This window comes from Enterobacter cloacae, from assembly GCF_013375935.1.
GTDB lineage: Bacteria > Pseudomonadota > Gammaproteobacteria > Enterobacterales > Enterobacteriaceae > Enterobacter > Enterobacter pasteurii.
The window spans coordinates 1799170-1813893 of the sequence record NZ_CP056117.1 but is presented as its reverse complement, the minus strand read 5'-3'; the positions used below and the strand labels follow the sequence as shown (position 1 = coordinate 1813893).

Genomic DNA, 14724 nt, shown 5'->3' with positions numbered 1-14724 from the left:
GATGCTAACAAACCGGAATCGCCATTGCTCCATGTGCTAAACAATACCTTAGCCAGTCGGCTAAAAACTGGTTAATTTGATGCTTTTCGTCGCGTTGATGCAACTTTTTATTCGGATAATCATACCGCGCTTTAAAGCGAAAGATCTGCTGACTTGAACACACTTCAGCGACCATCGCATCGTGATAAAGACGCACCGTCATGGACGGCAGGCTCCAGTAGCTAATGCTCGGCGCCGTTTGCTCAATCTCTACCAGCGTAGTGTAGCGCGTTGATTCTGTTATCGTTAACCGATACCGGGCGTTGCTCACCTGATAGCTCACCGTTTCGCCGGGTGCGTCGTTTCGCGGCAGCAGGCGGCGCAACTGTGCGAAATTGGTTTCGCACAGGCGCATCATTTCTGGGAAGTCAGGTGTATAACGCTTCATTTTTTCCACTCGTGTCGTAAAGTCTGATAGTGCAGCTGTAGCCATTGCAGGGCGATGACAGACGCTGCGTTGTCGATTTTCCCCTCTTCTACCCACCGGTAAGCCTGCTCCCGACTTACCACATGAACCCGAATATCTTCGTTTTCATCTGCCAGACCGTGGATCCCTTCCGCTGTCGTGGCGTCCACTTCGCCCACCATAATAGATGTGCGTTCCGTTGTCCCGCCCGGGCTTGCCAGATAGCTCAGCACCGGTTTCGTGCGGCCGACCACCAGGCCCGCCTCTTCCAGCGCCTCGCGGCGGGCGACGTCTTCGACCGACTCGCCTTCCTCGATCATCCCGGCCACCATCTCCAGCAACCACGGGGTTTCGCTGGTATCATACGCCGCAATACGGACCTGCTCGACCAGCACGACTTCATCACGCACTGGGTCAAAGGGTAGCAAGACTGCCGCATGCCCGCGCTCAAATATTTCGCGTTTGATTTCACCGCTCATTTCACCGTTAAACAGGCGATGCCTGAAACGGTAAAGTTCCATTGAAAAAAAACCGCTATAAAGCGTTTCTCGTGCAATAATTTCTACATCGTTTTTGGCGAAGGTGACAGGCACGTTTTCTGGTTTTTGCATCGGTCGAGTCCTGGTAGCAATGGTGATGAAATTGTGAATTTCAAGGCTGTTTGGCTGCCGTTTGTATGGCTATATGGTAGATTGGAGCAAATTACCGCCAGATGGCACGTTACGCCAACCTTTTGGTGTGGATGATTCTGTTAGAATCGGCAATTATTTTTAATTAGATCAGCGCTAATACTGCTTCACAACAAGGAATGCAAATGAAGAAATTGCTCCCCATCCTTATCGGCCTGAGCCTGACGGGCTTCAGTGCAATGAGCCAGGCAGAGAACCTGTTACAGGTCTACCAGCAGGCACGTCTGGGCAACCCTGATTTACGTAAATCAGCGGCCGATCGTGATGCTGCGTTTGAAAAAATTAACGAAGCACGTAGTCCACTGCTGCCGCAGCTGGGCTTAGGTGCAGATTATACCTACACTAACGGTTTTCGCGATAATAACGGCATCAACTCGAACGCCACCAGCGCCTCTTTACAGTTAACGCAAACCCTGTTCGACATGTCCAAATGGCGTGAGCTGAGCTTGCAGGAAAAGAGCGCGGGCATCCAGGATGTGACCTATCAGACCGATCAGCAGACGCTGATCCTGAATACCGCGACCGCCTACTTCAACGTACTGAGCGCGATTGACGCCCTCTCCTACACCGAAGCGCAGAAACAGGCGATTTATCGTCAGTTAGATCAAACCACCCAGCGCTTCAACGTGGGCCTGGTCGCCATCACTGACGTACAGAACGCCCGTTCACAGTACGATACCGTACTGGCAAACGAAGTGACCGCACGTAACAACCTCGACAACGCGCTGGAATCACTGCGTCAGGTCACCGGTAACTACTATCCTGAACTGGCCTCTCTGAACGTGGACAGCTTCAAAACGGACAAGCCGCAGGCGGTTAACGCCCTGCTGAAAGAGGCGGAAAACCGTAACCTGACCTTGCTGCAGGCACGCCTGAGCCAGGACCTGGCGCGCGAGCAGATCCGTCTTGCACAGGACGGTCACCTGCCAACCCTGAGCCTGAGCGCCTCTACCGGCGTATCGGATACCAGCTACAGCGGTTCTAAAACCAACACAGCCCAGTATGACGACAACAACATGGGCCAGAACAAAGTTGGCCTGAGCTTCTCTCTGCCGCTGTACCAGGGCGGGATGGTTAACTCTCAGGTTAAGCAGGCACAGTACAACTTCGTAGGCGCGAGCGAGCAGCTTGAAAGCGCGCACCGCAACGTGGTCCAGACCGTGCGTTCTTCCTTCAACAACGTGAACGCGTCCATCAGCAGCATCAACGCCTACAAACAGGCCGTTGTCTCTGCGCAAAGCTCTCTGGACGCGATGGAAGCGGGTTACTCCGTCGGTACGCGTACTATCGTTGATGTGTTAGACGCAACGACCACGCTGTACAACGCGAAACAGCAGCTCTCCAGCGCGCGTTACCAGTACCTGATTAACCAGCTGAACATCAAGCAGGCGCTGGGTACGCTGAACGAGCAGGATCTGCAAATGCTGAACAGCACGCTGGGCAAACCGGTTTCCACGTCGCCTGAAAGCGTCGCGCCGGAAAATCCGCAGCAGGATGCCGCCGTTGATAATTTCACCGCTAACAGCAGCGCGCCAGTTGCGCAGCCGGCGGCAGCGCGCAGCACCGCACCTGCCAGCAGCGGTAGCAATCCGTTCCGTAACTAAGAGTGTCATCAGGCCCACTGCGGCCTGATGCCCTCACCCCTGCCCTCTCCCTGTGGGAGAGGGAGCACATAAATCCCCTCCGAACGTAAGCCAACGTAAAGATCTCCCTGTTTCCGCCCCTCCTCGCTTCATTTTCAACCAGTCATCCTCTATCCTGAGCGTTATTACCACTGGGTCCTGGAAGACAATTATGAAACGGACAAAAACGATGAATCACGCGTCGTTCCGCAAAAGCTGGAACGCACGCCACCTGACGCCTGTCGCGCTGGCGGTCACCGCCGTCTTTATGCTGGCAGGCTGTGAGCAAAGCGACGAAACGGTTTCGCTGTATCAAAACGCCGACGACTGCGCGAGCGCAACCGGTAAAGCCGCCGAATGTACAACGGCCTACAACAACGCCCTGAAAGAAGCGGAACGTACCGCGCCAAAATACGCCTCACGCGAAGACTGTGTAGCTGAATTCGGTGAAGGCCAGTGCCAGCAGGCACCGGCTCAGGCGGGTATGGCACCGGAAAACCAGGCGCAGGCGCAGTCCAGCGGCAGCTTCTGGATGCCGCTGATGGCGGGCTATATGATGGGCCGCCTGATGAGCGGCGGCGCGGGCTACCAGCAGCAGCCGCTGTTCAGCTCCAAAAACCCGAACAGCCCGGCGTACGGTAAATATACCGATGCCACCGGCAAGGGTTACGGTGCCGCAACGCCAGGCCGTACCATGACCGTACCGAAAACCGCCATGGCGCCGAAACCTGCAACCACCAGCACCATTACCCGCGGCGGCTTCGGCGAGTCTGTTGCCAAACAAACCACCATGCAGCGTAGCGCGACCGGCTCTTCGACTCGCTCAATGGGCGGCTGATCATGGAACGAGTCAGTATTGTCGAGCGCCCGGACTGGCGCGAAAAGGCTACCGAATACGGCTTTAACTTCCACACCATGTACGGCGAGCCGTACTGGTGTGAAGATGCTTACTACAGGCTCACGCTTGCTCAGGTTGAAAAGCTTGAAGACGTGACCGCTGAGCTGCACCAGATGTGCCTGAAGGTGGTTGAGAAAGTCATCGACAGCGATGCGCTGATGACCAAATTCCGCATTCCGAAGCACACCTGGAGCTTTGTCCGTCAATCGTGGAAAACGAATCAGCCTTCGCTCTACTCTCGCCTCGATCTGGCCTGGGATGGCGTGGGTGAACCGAAGCTTCTCGAGAACAACGCGGATACGCCAACCTCCCTGTACGAAGCCGCGTTTTTCCAGTGGATCTGGCTGGAAGATCAGGCGAACGCCGGAAACCTGCCGGAAGGCAGCGACCAGTTCAACAGCCTGCAGGAAAAGCTGATTGCGCGTTTCGCCGAACTGCGCGAACAGCACGGTTTTAACCTGCTGCACCTCGCCTGCTGCCGCGATACCGAAGAAGATCGCGGTACGGTTCAGTATTTGCAGGACTGCGCGGCCGAAGCGGAAGTGGCGACGGAATTCCTCTATATCGAAGACATCGGTTTGGGTGAAAAAGGCCAGTTTACGGACATGCAGGATCAGGTGATCAGCAACCTGTTCAAGCTGTATCCGTGGGAATATATGCTGCGCGAGATGTTCTCCACCAAGCTGGAAGATGCTGGCGTCCGCTGGCTGGAGCCGGCATGGAAGAGCATTATCTCCAACAAGGCCCTGCTGCCGATGCTGTGGGAGATGTTCCCGAACCACCCGAACCTGCTGCCTGCGTACTTTGCCGAAGATGATTTCCCGCCGATGGAGAAATACGTCGTTAAGCCGATCTTCTCCCGCGAAGGGGCGAACGTATCGATTATCGAAAACGGTAAAACGCTGGAAGCGGTTGAAGGGCCGTACGGTGAAGAAGGGATGATCGTCCAGGCGTTTTATCAGCTGCCGAAGTTTGGCGACAGCTATACGCTGATCGGCAGCTGGCTGATTAACGATAAGCCTGCCGGGATTGGCATTCGCGAAGATCGCGCCTTGATTACGCAGGACCTGTCACGGTTCTATCCGCATATTTTTGTGGAGTAGCGTGCAGCCTGTTGCCCTCTCCCACGGGAGAGGGCGCCAACGCTAAAAACGGCAACCTCAGGTTGCCGTTTTACTTTTATTACCCCACCTGCACCGACAGCATGCTCAAGCTTCCCATCTCTATTCCGTCGATCGGGATCGTAACCGGCTCCTGACCATCCCACGCGCCCAGCACGTACAGCAGCGGCAGGAAGTGTTCCGGCGTTGGGTTAGAGAGCGAACCGCCTTCGTGATCCAGATAGTTCACCAGCGGGTGCCGCTCGTCCGGCCCCTGCCTGGTCAGGTTGTCTTTCACGTAGTTATTAAAGGATGTCGCCCACGGATACGGGGTTTTTTCACCGTGCCAGCGTACCGTGCGCAGGTTGTGTACCACGTTACCGCTGGCAACCAGCATGACGCCCTCATCACGAAGCGAAGCCAGCTTACGGCCCATCTCCATGTGCCAGGCAGCAGGCCTCGTGCTGTCGAGACTCAGCTGCACCATCGGGATATCGGCATCCGGATACATTTTCATCAGCACGCCCCACGAGCCGTGGTCAAAGCCCCAGGCTTCCTTATCCAGCGCTACCGGAACAGGCGCCAGCAGATCGACCAGCTGCTGCGCCAGCTCAGGAGAGCCGGGAGCCGGGTAATGCATGTCATACAGCGCCTGCGGGAAGCCGCCAAAATCATGGATAGTTTTCGGCGTTTCCATGGCCGTCACGCCGGTGCCGCGGGTAAACCAGTGCGCGGACACCACCACAATCGCCTTCGGACGCGGCAACGTCTCACCCAGATGACGCCAGGCGCGGGTATAGACGTTATCTTCCAGAACGTTCATTGGGCTGCCGTGGCCTAAAAACAGTGCTGGCATACGAGAAGAAGACATGGTGATATCCTTAGAGGAGGTGTCAGTTTGATGGTTCTACATTACGCGCATTCAGGTGAAGATGAACGCAGATAACCGTGAAGATCATCATCAGGAAATTTGAATGTCAGAAACAGCTTAAGGAGAGTGCATGTCAGTACCCTTGATTTTGACCATACTCGCGGGCGCCGCGACCTTTATCGGGGCGTTCCTCGGCGTGCTCGGGCAAAAACCGTCTAATCGCGTGCTGGCCTTCTCGCTGGGCTTCGCCGCCGGGATCATGCTGCTTATTTCGCTGATGGAGATGCTGCCCGCCGCACTTCACACCGAGGGAATGTCCCCGGTGCTGGGCTACGGCATGTTCATTGCCGGGCTGCTGGGCTATTTTGCGCTCGACCGCATGCTGCCGCACGCGCACCCTCAGGATTTGATGCAGAAAAGCGTTGCCCCAATACCCGGCAATATCAAACGCACCGCTATTCTGCTGACGCTGGGCATCAGCCTGCATAACTTCCCGGAAGGCGTCGCCACGTATGTTACGGCCAGCAGCAATCTGGAGATGGGTTTTGGCGTCGCGCTGGCCGTTGCCTTGCACAATATTCCTGAAGGACTTGCCGTAGCCGGGCCGGTTTATGCCGCGACCGGCTCAAAGCGTACGGCCGTCTTCTGGGCGGGTATCTCCGGGATGGCGGAAATACTCGGCGGCGTGCTGGCGTGGCTGATCCTCGGTAGCCTCGTATCCCCGGTCGTGATGGCGGCGATTATGGCGGCCGTGGCGGGGATCATGGTCGCCCTGTCGGTAGATGAACTGATGCCGCTGGCAAAAGAGATCGACCCCAACAACAACCCGAGCTACGGGGTGCTCTGCGGCATGTCGGTGATGGGTTTAAGCCTGGTGTTGCTGCAAACGGCAGGTCTTGGCTGAACAATGGCGCTCCCTTTTTGAGGGAGCGCCATTTTTATAGCGTATGGTGCTCTCCGGCTATCATTATTAATAATATAAAGCACGACGCGGACCCACTATTATAAGAGTGAGCTAACGCGCAAAACTGGCAAAGGCGTTACTGTCGGGTTATTCAGAAAAGATATTATTAGCGACGTTAACCATATATAAACGATCAAAAAGCAGACCAACCGCGTCTGATGCTTCGGTTACTTATCCCCTCGCCTTTCTCTTGTTATTCATAAGCTATTCACTTCAATAATTAATAAATAAAAACTTAATTAGACTTTAAATTTTTATTAATCACGGATTGTTACAATTAGTCTTAGAATGCGCCCGCCTCGACCTTAAATACTTCACCAATCTTATTTAGAAAAAGGATATTTCATGCCAAATATTTCAAAAGCACTCCTGGCGGTTGCGTTAACCTCTTTAATCGCCGGCACCGCGCTGGCAAGCGATCAGGGCTCCGGTAAAATCACCTTTAAGGGCGTTATTATTGACGCACCATGCAATATTGCACCAGACAGTATTGATAAAGAGATCGAGCTCGGCCAGGTCACAACGGCGATGATGAATGCGAATAAAAAATCTTCGGCGGTACCGGTTGATATCAATCTGGAAAACTGCCAGCTTGACGCTGGAGACGAAACGGCAACACCCGTCTCTAAAGTGGAAGTGACCTTCAGCAGCACCGCAACCGACGGCACCGATACCAGCCTGATGAGCAACACCTATGCAGGGGGCGCGCAGAACGTCGGCGTTCGTTTACTGGATAACGCGGAGTCACCAATCACTCTGGGCTCCGCAAACAGCGTTGACCTCTCGGCAGGTTCCTCCACTCAGACGCTGCACTTTAAAGCACAGATGGAAACGGTCAGCGGTAAAACGGCAACGGCCGGTCAGGTTGAATCAACCGCGAATTATGTATTGCTGTACAAATAAGCAAATATCGTTAGTTCTATTTCGGCTGGCAATATATTTGCCAGCCATTGACGCTATTTTATTTGAGAGCTGAATGATGAAATACAGTTCACCCGGAATGATCATCGCAGGCTTTCTTATCTCCTCCCCTCTGCCCGCCGTTGAGTTTAACATTAACGCAATCGATAAAGACCAGCGCGGTAATATTGATATTTCACAGTTTAATGATAAGAACCACGTCGCACCGGGAAACTATTTTGTTACTGTTTCGGTAAATAACACGCCCCTTGCGAACGGCTGGCAATTAGCCTGGAGGCGTAAAGGCGAAACCACGGAAGCGTGTATTCCGGCAGCGCTGGCAGATACCTTCGGCCTGGACGACAAGATCCGCAGTACGCTACCTGATAAAGCAGGCTGCGTCGATTTTAGCGGCTTATCACAGGTTCACTTCGCGTTTATCCAGGCAACCCAAACGCTGGAGATAACCCTGCCTCAGGCCTGGCTACAGTATCGCGCCACCAACTGGATGCCGCCAGCCACCTGGGACAACGGCGTCTCCGGCGCGCTGCTGGATTACAACCTTTTTGCCAGCCGCTACCAGCCTGACGAGGGTACGGCCAGCGATAGCCTCAACACCTACGGTACTGCCGGGGCTAACCTGGGCGCCTGGCGCCTGCGCGGGGATTACCAGTACGCGTTCAATAGAACGGATGATGGTTCGCAGAGCGAGGGGCGCTTATCCCGCGCTTACATTTTTCGTCCGCTACCCACGCTCGGATCAAAGCTGACGCTGGGTGAATCTGATTTCCAGTCCGATATTTTCGATAGTTTTTCCTATACGGGCGCCTCGCTTATCAGCGATGAACGTATGCTGCCCTGGTCGCTGCGCGGCTATGCGCCCCAGGTATCCGGTATCGCGCAAACCAACGCGACCGTGACGGTCAGCCAGGCTGGCAGGATCATCTACCAGACCAGGGTCCCACCCGGCCCGTTCGTTATCCAGGATATTAACCAATCGGTGCAGGGCACCCTCGACGTCAACGTCACTGAAGAAGACGGCCGCTTTAGCACCTTTCAGGTTTCAGCCGCTTCGGTCCCTTTCCTGACGCGTAAAGGCCAGGTTCGCTATAAGGTCGCGGGCGGGAAAGCCCGTCAGGACAGCTCGCACAGCGTAGAAAGCGAGGCTTTTTTAAGCAGCGAATTCTCCTGGGGTATGCTTTCCCGGACGTCTCTTTACGGCGGCTTGCTCAGCAGCGGCAGTGACTATCGCGCGCTGGCGGCGGGTATAGGGCAAAACATGGACTGGCTTGGAGCGCTGTCGTTAGATGTCACCCAGGCCACCAGCCGGCGGCTCGGGGAGGATAAGCGGACCGGATACAGTTACCGAATCAACTACAGCAAACGCTTCGATACCACCGGCAGCCAGCTTACGCTTGCCAGCTACCGCTATTCCGACAGCCGCTATCTCAGCTACGCCCGCTATCTTGAACAAGACCAGGACGACGCAGAAACGGAGAAGCAGACCTTCAGCATCACCGCCAGCCAGTATATTCCTGCCCTGTCGCTTAACCTCTACCTCGGCATTCTGCGCCAGACCTGGTGGGACAGAGAAGCGTCCACGACGGGCACCCTGACGGCAGGCTATAACTTCGATCTTGGCCGCTGGAAAAACCTTGGCGTAACGGCTTCGTGGAGTAAAACGCACTACCCGGATCAAAGCGATGATACGCAGATCTACGTTTCGCTCAGCGTTCCTCTCGATTCGGATCGTCGTCTTAATTACGACGTGCGGCACAACGACAGCATGCGCCAGACGCTCTCCTGGTATGACTCCTCTGACAGGAACAACACCTGGGGAATCTCCGCAGGAACCGAGAGTGAAGCACCCGATGCCGGTGCGCAAGTGAGCGCTAACTACCAGCATTATGCCGGAACGGGTGACCTGAACCTTTCAGGCAGCTATAAGGCCAGTAAATACCGTTCGGTCAGTGCGAGCTGGAACGGTTCGTTCACCGCAACCGCTCAGGGAGCGGCCTTTCACCGACGAAGCTATGGCAACGAGCCGCGCGTGATGGTCAGTACGGAAGGTATCGGCAACATCCCGCTAAACCAGTCACGCGATACCACAAATGCGTTTGGCATCGGCGTGCTGCCCGCCTTTTCCAGCTATATACCCGCCAGCGTGCAGGTCAATCTGAACAGCCTGCCGGAGGGCGTAGACGTTGATAACCGCGTGCTCCGCTCTGCCTGGACCGAGGGGGCAATAGGCTATCGATTGATTGCCACCCGCCAGGGGCAGGACGTGGTTGGGGTATTGCACACCGCTACCGGCGCGCCGCCGCTTGGTGCGCTGGTTCGTCAACGTGATTCGGGGCAGGAGATGGGGATTGTCGCGCAGGACGGACATATCTGGCTGGGCGCGGTAAAAGCCGGACAACACTTTACGGTCACGTGGGGAGATAGCCAGCGGTGCCATTTCTCCCTGCCAGCCACCCTGGAAAACGTTACGCAGCTCATCCTGCCCTGCCAGTGAGTTATCACTATGAAATCAAAAACGTTATTTGCAGCACTTTGTATTTGCAGCTTCGGCTTCTCGCACGCCGCCGTTAACCTCGATCGGACGCGCATTGTTTTCCCGGAAAGCGATAAGGCCAGCAGTGTGACCATCGAGAATCAGAGCAAATCGCTCCCCTACCTTGCCCTCGCCTGGGTGGAGGATGCGGACGGACGCAAAGAAGACAGCCATTTTATGGCCCTGCCGCCCATCCAGCGCCTTGAGCCCGGCACGTCGTCACAGGTGCGGATCGTCAGGCAGCCCGCGGCGCAGCAGCTTCCCGGCGATCGCGAGACGCTGTTCTTTTTCAACCTGCGTGAGGTTCCGCCCAAAAGCGCAAGCCCGAAAGAAGCGCGCAGCGTCATGCAGGTGGCCATGCAGAGCCGCATCAAGCTGTTCTGGCGACCAGAAGCCATCCGCAAGAAGGCGGGTGACGATGCGGAAATGCGGCTGGCGGTGACTGTGGCGGGCAAAACCATGACGCTGAAAAACCCCACGCCCTATTTCATCACCCTGGCCTGGCTGAGCAACAACGGAAAAACCATGCTCCCGGGATTCGATAGCCTGATGATTAGCCCATTCGACACCCGCACCCTCACGCTAAGTGAACCGGAAGGGAGCGGCTACAGCATTGGTTACATTGATGATTACGGTGCGCTACGCAAGGTCGATCTGACCTGTTCACGGTCAACCCGGTGCGCGCTGACGCCGCGCAAGGCAGGGCAACATGCGACATCCTGTTAAGCTTTTCTTTCTGCTGCTGATGATGTTGCCGCTTAAGCATGCCCTCGCCCTGAACTGTTACCTGGGCACGCAAAACGGTCCGGTCGAGCAAACCAAAACGGTGTCGGAATTTTCGATCCCCAGCAACGCAAAAGTCGGGCAAAAAATCTGGGAATCCAGCGATATAAAGATCCCGGTTTACTGCGACAGGAATACCGCCTCAAACCATGAGAACGAAAACGTGTTCGCCTGGGTGAATCCTTACCCGTCGGTATCAGATCCTTACTATGAGCTGGGCGTCACCTACGAGGGGGCAGATTACGATGCCACCGGACACACCTTCGGCGTGGATACCGGCCAGTGTCTGGATAACAATAGCCTGAGCAAATACTCAGCTGAACAGCTTAAGGCGATGGGCTGGGAGAAGAACATCTGTTCAGGAAACGCGTCGGACGTCCATACCTCACGCACCTTTGCAGCGCGCTTCAGGCTCTACGTTAAGCTCAAAGCGATACCGCCTCAGGGTTACGTCAGCACGCTTGGGGATTATATCGTCGTGCAGTTTGACGGCAAAGGCGGCGTAAATGCCCTTTGGGATGCGAAAAACCTCAAATACCACATCAACGGGCTGGAAAATATCAAGGTTCTGGACTGCGGGGCAACGTTCAGCATTTACCCTGAAAATCAGGAGATTGATTTTGGCACCTTCAGCGCGCGCGATATTGTGAACAAGGGAACGCGTACGCGAACGTTCACGGTTAAAACCAGCAAAATGCAGGACGCGCAGTGTTCAGACGGCTTTAAGATCGACTCGTCGTTCTATACCGATAACGAACTCACGGCCAACGATACCGCGCTGCTGATCGGCAACGGCTTAAAGCTGCGTATTCTCAACGGCACGCAGCCCTACGCCTTTAACCAGTATGACGAATATGCCGATTTTACCGGCTCAGTGCTGCATTTTGAGACGCACTACACCGCTGAGCTTTCTCATGCCGAAGGCTCGCGCATTGAATCAGGCCCGCTTGAAACCGTCGTGCTGTTCAAAATTAACTACCACTAAAAACAAAAAAGCCGGGTTTCCCCGGCTTTTTTACATCAGCAATTTCAGCTGGCTTTGCGCTCGTGCGCCTGGCGATACTCCACCAGATCTTCAATCGTCACCACCGGCATATTGTGCAGACGCGCAAAGGTGATGCACTCCGGCGCGCGCGCCATGGTGCCATCATCGTTGGTCAGCTCGCACAGCACGCCCGCCGGCTTGAAGCCAGCCAGCGTCACCAGATCGATGGTCGCTTCAGTATGACCACCACGGGTAAGCACGCCGCCCGGCTGCGCGCGCAGCGGGAAGACGTGGCCCGGGCGGTGCAGGTCGGAGGGTTTCGCCCCATCGGCGATCGCTGCACGTACGGTAGTCAGACGGTCAGCCGCCGACACGCCGGTAGTCACGCCGTGCGCGGCTTCAATGGTCACGGTAAAGCCGGTACCAAAGGCGCTGGTGTTGTTTTCGACCATCATCGGCAGATCGAGCTGCTGGCGACGGTCTTCGGTAATACACAGGCATACGATGCCGCTACCGTGACGGATGGTCAGCGCCATCTGCTCAACGGTCATGTTTTCGGCGGCAAAAATCATGTCGCCTTCGTTTTCACGGTGTTCATCGTCAAGCACCATCACACCGCGGCCTTCGCGCAGTGCATCCAGTGCGTGTTCAACACGTTCAGTTGAAGTGCCAAAAGAGGAAAGTAGCGTCTGATTCATGGTAAAAAAACCTCATTAACAATATGGTTACCAGAATCAGGGCAGTCTTAGGAGCGCCGTACAAGCGGCAAAAAAATAACGTGAGCGGGCCATGCCCGACTGGATCGTTACTCTCTCCCATCCGGACTTTAACCGTCGGCCCCGGAATTACACCGGATCTGCTGACCTTTGAGTGTTCACCCAAAGCGCTCGCGGGCTTTCAGCGTCACGCTGATTTACCGCCGGTGGGGAATTTCGCCCCGCCCTGAGAATAAGCGAGATAACTATAACGCTATTGATTAACCTGGGCAATGCATAAGCTTCAAACAATTTTGTTTACCCCGGGCAGGACGCGCTACAATGTTCATCAACACCGACTTATCAAGGGAAGCCATTATGATTGACCCAAAGAAAATTGAGCAGATCGCGCGTCAGGTTCATGAGTCCATGCCGAAGGGCATTCGTGAATTTGGTGATGACGTTGAGAAGAAAATCCGCCAGACGCTGCAGGCGCAGCTGGTTCGCCTTGATTTAGTTAGCCGTGAAGAGTTTGACGTGCAGACCCAGGTTCTGCTGCGCACCCGTGAGAAGCTGGCGCTGCTGGAACAGCGTCTGAGCGAGCTGGAAAACCGTAATTCGCCGGAAGAAGTGAAGCCGGCACCGGCCATTCCACCGGTGGATGACCAGGAGTAAGTGCGGCCTGATGCCCTCACCCCAGCCCTCTCCCACGGGGAGAGGGTGAAAAAAAACGGGCCAACCGGCCCGTTTTTTACTGGCTGTCTTTCTGGATCTTTTTGATGATGTTGGTGGTTGAACACCCGTCCTCAAAGTTGAGCACCATCACCTCACCGCCGTTTGCCCAGACCTCTTCGCTCCCCGCGATTTGCTCTGGTTTGTAATCCCCACCTTTTACCAGCAGGTCTGGCAGGATCCCGGCAATCAGGCGCTGCGGCGTGTCTTCTTCAAACGGCACAACCCAGTCCACCGCTTCCAGCGCGCCAAGCACTATCATGCGCTGCTCCAGCGGGTTCACCGGACGCGTTTCGCCTTTCAGACGTTTGGTTGAGGCATCGCTGTTAACCGCCACGATCAGGCGATCGCCCAGCTTGCGCGCGTTCGCCAGATAAGAGACGTGGCCCGCGTGCAGAATGTCGAATACGCCGTTGGTCATCACCACTTTTTCACCGCGTTTACGCGCGGCGGCAACGGCCACCTTCAGCTCTTCTTCGGTCATGACGCCAAAGCCGGTATCGGCACGGCCTCGCACCGCGTTTTCCAGCTCGATTGGCGAAACGGTAGAGGTCCCGAGCTTGCCAACCACCACGCCCGCCGCGGCGTTCGCGAAGTAACACGCTTCTTCCAGAGCGTTACCCGCGGCCAGCGTCGCCGCCAGCACGCCGATCACCGTGTCACCGGCACCGGTCACGTCGTACACTTCCTGCGCCTGGGTTGGCATATGCAGCGGCGCTTTGCCCGGCTGGAGCAGCGTCATGCCCTGCTCGGAGCGGGTCACCAGCAGCGCGGACAGCTCAAAGTCAGCGATAATCTTCATCCCGCGCTCAACCAGCTCTTCCTCGGTTTTGCACTTGCCCGCCACCGCTTCAAACTCGGAGAGGTTTGGCGTCAGCAGCGTTGCGCCGCGATAGCGCTCAAAGTCGGTGCCTTTAGGGTCGATCAGTACGGGTACGCCGGCTTTACGCGCCAGCTGGATCATCGTCTGCACGCTGGCCAGCGCGCCTTTGGCGTAGTCCGACAGCACCAGCGCGCCGATATGGCCCAGCGCCTGGCTGATGCGCTCGTGCAGCGGCTCAGGATCGACGCCCTCGAAACCTTCTTCGAAGTCGAGGCGGATCAGCTGCTGGTTACGCGACAGCACGCGCAGCTTGGTGATGGTCGGGTGCGTCGGAACCGAAACGAAGTCGCACTTCACGTTCACGTCCGCCAGCGACTGGCTCAGCGCGCGCGCCGCATCGTCGATGCCGGTCAGGCCCACCAGACGCGACTGCGCGCCCAGAGAGGCAATGTTCATCGCCACGTTTGCCGCGCCGCCCGGACGCTCTTCAATGGTATCGACCTTAACCACCGGCACCGGCGCTTCCGGTGAGATACGGCTGGTCGGCCCATACCAGTAGCGATCCAGCATCACATCACCGACAACCATAACCCCAGCACGTTCAAACTCTGGCAGTGTTACTTTCATTCCTGACTCCAGAAAGATTCACAATTTGCGCGCGAT

At 56.0% G+C, this 14724-nt stretch carries 14 protein-coding genes and 1 riboswitch; of the genes, 9 read left to right on the top strand and 5 right to left on the bottom strand.

The features are described 5' to 3' along the window. Positions 1-4: 4 nt before the first annotated feature. On the bottom strand, positions 5-427 hold the full coding sequence (locus HWQ14_RS08600) for a DUF1249 family protein (RefSeq protein WP_148418456.1): 423 nt from the start codon (positions 425-427) through the stop codon (positions 5-7). After that, the gene (nudF, locus tag HWQ14_RS08595; RefSeq protein WP_176609472.1) at positions 424-1056 is read right to left on the bottom strand and encodes an ADP-ribose diphosphatase; all 633 of its coding nucleotides are present in this window, start codon (positions 1054-1056) and stop codon (positions 424-426) included. The genes HWQ14_RS08600 and nudF overlap by 4 nt, the downstream gene beginning before the upstream one ends. A gap of 203 nt (positions 1057-1259) precedes the next feature. Between nudF and tolC the strand changes: the two genes are divergently transcribed. The 3 genes from tolC (at position 1260) to HWQ14_RS08580 (ending at position 4757) form a co-directional block, all read left to right on the top strand. Beyond that, on the top strand, positions 1260-2738 hold the full coding sequence (gene tolC / locus HWQ14_RS08590) for an outer membrane channel protein TolC (protein ID WP_148418454.1): 1479 nt from the start codon (positions 1260-1262) through the stop codon (positions 2736-2738). A gap of 190 nt (positions 2739-2928) precedes the next feature. Then, positions 2929-3594 (top strand): DUF1190 family protein, encoded by a 666-nt coding sequence (locus HWQ14_RS08585; RefSeq protein WP_006811983.1) that lies wholly within the window; start codon positions 2929-2931, stop codon positions 3592-3594. A gap of 2 nt (positions 3595-3596) precedes the next feature. Then, positions 3597-4757 (top strand): glutathionylspermidine synthase family protein, encoded by a 1161-nt coding sequence (locus HWQ14_RS08580; RefSeq protein WP_176609471.1) that lies wholly within the window; start codon positions 3597-3599, stop codon positions 4755-4757. Positions 4758-4836: 79 nt separating this feature from the next. On the opposite strand, the gene ygiD is transcribed toward HWQ14_RS08580, so the two are convergent. Continuing rightward, positions 4837-5625, bottom strand: a complete 789-nt coding sequence (ygiD, locus tag HWQ14_RS08575) for a 4,5-DOPA dioxygenase extradiol (RefSeq protein WP_176609470.1) — start codon at positions 5623-5625, stop codon at positions 4837-4839. A gap of 130 nt (positions 5626-5755) precedes the next feature. Between ygiD and zupT the strand changes: the two genes are divergently transcribed. From zupT to HWQ14_RS08550, 5 genes are all read left to right on the top strand, one after another. Continuing rightward, positions 5756-6529: a zinc transporter ZupT gene (gene zupT / locus HWQ14_RS08570; protein ID WP_148418451.1), complete on the top strand. Its 774-nt coding sequence runs from the start codon at positions 5756-5758 to the stop codon at positions 6527-6529. 405 nt (positions 6530-6934) lie between these two features. Beyond that, entirely contained in the window at positions 6935-7492 is a 558-nt protein-coding gene (locus HWQ14_RS08565; protein WP_148418450.1) for a fimbrial protein, read from the top strand. 73 nt (positions 7493-7565) lie between these two features. Then, positions 7566-10004, top strand: a complete 2439-nt coding sequence (locus HWQ14_RS08560) for a fimbria/pilus outer membrane usher protein (RefSeq protein ID WP_176609469.1) — start codon at positions 7566-7568, stop codon at positions 10002-10004. Between the two features lie 9 nt (positions 10005-10013). Continuing rightward, positions 10014-10769: a fimbrial biogenesis chaperone gene (locus HWQ14_RS08555; protein ID WP_176609468.1), complete on the top strand. Its 756-nt coding sequence runs from the start codon at positions 10014-10016 to the stop codon at positions 10767-10769. Continuing rightward, complete coding sequence (locus HWQ14_RS08550) at positions 10753-11811, top strand: type 1 fimbrial protein (protein ID WP_176609467.1); 1059 nt, start codon at positions 10753-10755, stop codon at positions 11809-11811. Before HWQ14_RS08555 ends, HWQ14_RS08550 begins: the two co-directional genes overlap by 17 nt. Before the next feature lie 44 nt (positions 11812-11855). Here the strand turns inward: HWQ14_RS08550 and ribB are convergent, their stop codons facing one another. Further along, positions 11856-12509: a 3,4-dihydroxy-2-butanone-4-phosphate synthase gene (ribB, locus tag HWQ14_RS08545; RefSeq protein ID WP_148418446.1), complete on the bottom strand. Its 654-nt coding sequence runs from the start codon at positions 12507-12509 to the stop codon at positions 11856-11858. A 105-nt stretch (positions 12510-12614) separates the two neighbouring features. Continuing rightward, positions 12615-12765: riboswitch (FMN riboswitch) on the bottom strand. 119 nt (positions 12766-12884) lie between these two features. On the opposite strand from ribB, the gene ubiK reads away from it, so the two are divergent. Next, positions 12885-13181 (top strand): ubiquinone biosynthesis accessory factor UbiK, encoded by a 297-nt coding sequence (gene ubiK, locus HWQ14_RS08540; protein WP_148418445.1) that lies wholly within the window; start codon positions 12885-12887, stop codon positions 13179-13181. Positions 13182-13257: 76 nt separating this feature from the next. On the opposite strand, the gene hldE is transcribed toward ubiK, so the two are convergent. Next, the gene (hldE, locus tag HWQ14_RS08535; protein ID WP_148418444.1) at positions 13258-14688 is read right to left on the bottom strand and encodes a bifunctional D-glycero-beta-D-manno-heptose-7-phosphate kinase/D-glycero-beta-D-manno-heptose 1-phosphate adenylyltransferase HldE; all 1431 of its coding nucleotides are present in this window, start codon (positions 14686-14688) and stop codon (positions 13258-13260) included. Positions 14689-14724 lie beyond the last annotated feature (36 nt).